General features: G+C 71.6%; 3 protein-coding genes and 1 pseudogene. 3 read left to right on the top strand and 1 reads right to left on the bottom strand.

Annotated elements, in window-relative coordinates; translation table 11 throughout:
* Nucleotides 1-442 (top strand): annotated as a pseudogene (locus G3I40_RS46645) (hypothetical protein); the annotation flags it as partial.
* Nucleotides 443-476: 34 nt separating this feature from the next.
* Here G3I40_RS46645 and G3I40_RS31085 read toward each other — a convergent pair.
* A complete protein-coding gene (locus tag G3I40_RS31085) occupies nt 477-980 on the bottom strand; it encodes a hypothetical protein (protein ID WP_343245073.1) in 504 nt (167 codons plus the stop codon).
* A gap of 115 nt (nt 981-1,095) precedes the next feature.
* Here G3I40_RS31085 and rpmG point away from each other — a divergent pair, with 115 nt between their 5' ends.
* The gene (rpmG, locus tag G3I40_RS31090; protein WP_164305956.1) at nt 1,096-1,260 is read left to right on the top strand and encodes a 50S ribosomal protein L33; all 165 of its coding nucleotides are present in this window, start codon (nt 1,096-1,098) and stop codon (nt 1,258-1,260) included.
* A gap of 3 nt (nt 1,261-1,263) precedes the next feature.
* Nucleotides 1,264-1,530, top strand: a complete 267-nt coding sequence (locus G3I40_RS31095) for a type B 50S ribosomal protein L31 (RefSeq protein WP_164305957.1) — start codon at nt 1,264-1,266, stop codon at nt 1,528-1,530.
* Nucleotides 1,531-1,590: the final 60 nt, after the last annotated feature.

Raw genomic sequence — 1,590 nt, forward strand, 5'->3', positions numbered from 1 at the left:
GGGCGCCCTCGCCGAGGCCCTGCGCACCGCGACCCGCGACGGCGCCCGGGCCCTGCGCGAACGCCGTGTCCCCGGCTGGAAACCGGTCCGCGAGGCCCTCGACGCCTGGGACGGCGAGGGCGTCCCGGACCGCGTCGTGCGGCGCGGCGCGGGCATGCTCCTGGAGACCCTGGAGGAACTCTCCGACGCGCTCGACACCGACGAACCACCGATGACGGTGAAGCCGCCGGAGAAGCCGCCCTCGGAGAAACCGCTCCTGGAGAAGCCCCCGCCGAGGTCCTCGGAGAAGCCCCCGTCGAGGTCCCCTTCGGGGTCCCCGGAGAAGTCCTCGGCGAGGTCCCCGGAGAAGCCCCCGTCGAGGTCCCCGGAGAAGCCGTCGGAGAAGACGGAGCCGCCCCCGGAGAAGCCCTCAAGGAAGCCGGATCCGCCGGACGCTGCCTGAGCCCGGGCGGCGGCCTTCCGGGCGGCGCCCGGAGTCAGTTCGTCGGCAGGCCGCTGGGCAGGCCCGTGGGGAGCTTTCCGTCCGCCGACTTCGTGAACGTGTCGCTCGCCCCGCCGTCCCAGGACACCTTCATCGTCTTGCCGTCGTTCGACTCGACCGACCCCGTGGTGCGGTCGGTGTTCCCGTCCGCGCACTTGAGGGTCAGCACCGGCTTGCCGGTGTCGGACACGGCCCCGGTGCACAGGTGCCCGTCGGCCGTGCTCAGCGACGCCTGCTTGCCGCCGACGACGAGGACGACGGCCTGGCCGTCGGTGGTGGCGCTCCAGATGCCCTCGGCGTCCTTCGCGGACCCGGCCGAGCCGCCGGACGAGGACCCTCCGTCGGGAGCGGAGGACGAGGGCGCCCCGCTGTCCGACGCCTTGTCCTTGTCCTTGTCGCCGCCGTCGTCGCTGCTGCAGCCCGCGACGGCGAGAGCCGCCACCACGGCCGCGGCGCCCGCGACGACCCGCATCTGTCCGGACCGGTTCCTGAAACGCACAACATCCCCCTAGATCACTGCCGAATGCCGCTGCAAGCTACCAGCCCGTAGGGGGAGGGGGAAAGGCCCAGGTCGGGCCTATTGAAAACGACAGTCATTTTCGTATAATGGGCGCATGGCACGCACCGAACTCCGACCAGTGATCAAGCTCAGGTCCACCGCGGGCACCGGCTACACGTACGTGACCCGCAAGAACCGCCGTAACGACCCCGACCGCGTGACCCTGCGCAAGTACGACCCCGTCGCGGGCCGCCACGTCGACTTCCGAGAGGAGCGCTGACCCATGAACAACGCCATCCACCCCGCCTACGGCCCGGTCGTCTTCCGCGACCGCGCCGCGGACCACGCCTTCCTCACCCGCTCCACGGCGACCAGCGAGCGCACGGTCGTGTGGGAGGACGGGAACACCTATCCCGTCGTCGACGTCGAGATCTCGAACGTCAGCCACCCCTTCTACACGGGCAACCAGCGCGTCCTGGACACCGCGGGCCGTGTGGAGCGCTTCGAGCGCCGCTTCGGCAAGCAGGCTGAGAAGCAGTCCGGGAAGTAGTCCGGCGGATGAGCCGGCTGCCGGTCGTGAGCGGCGGCGGCCCGCGCGCGAAGGCGCGGC

Source organism: Streptomyces sp. SID14478 (genome assembly GCF_010548525.1).
GTDB lineage: Bacteria > Actinomycetota > Actinomycetes > Streptomycetales > Streptomycetaceae > Streptomyces.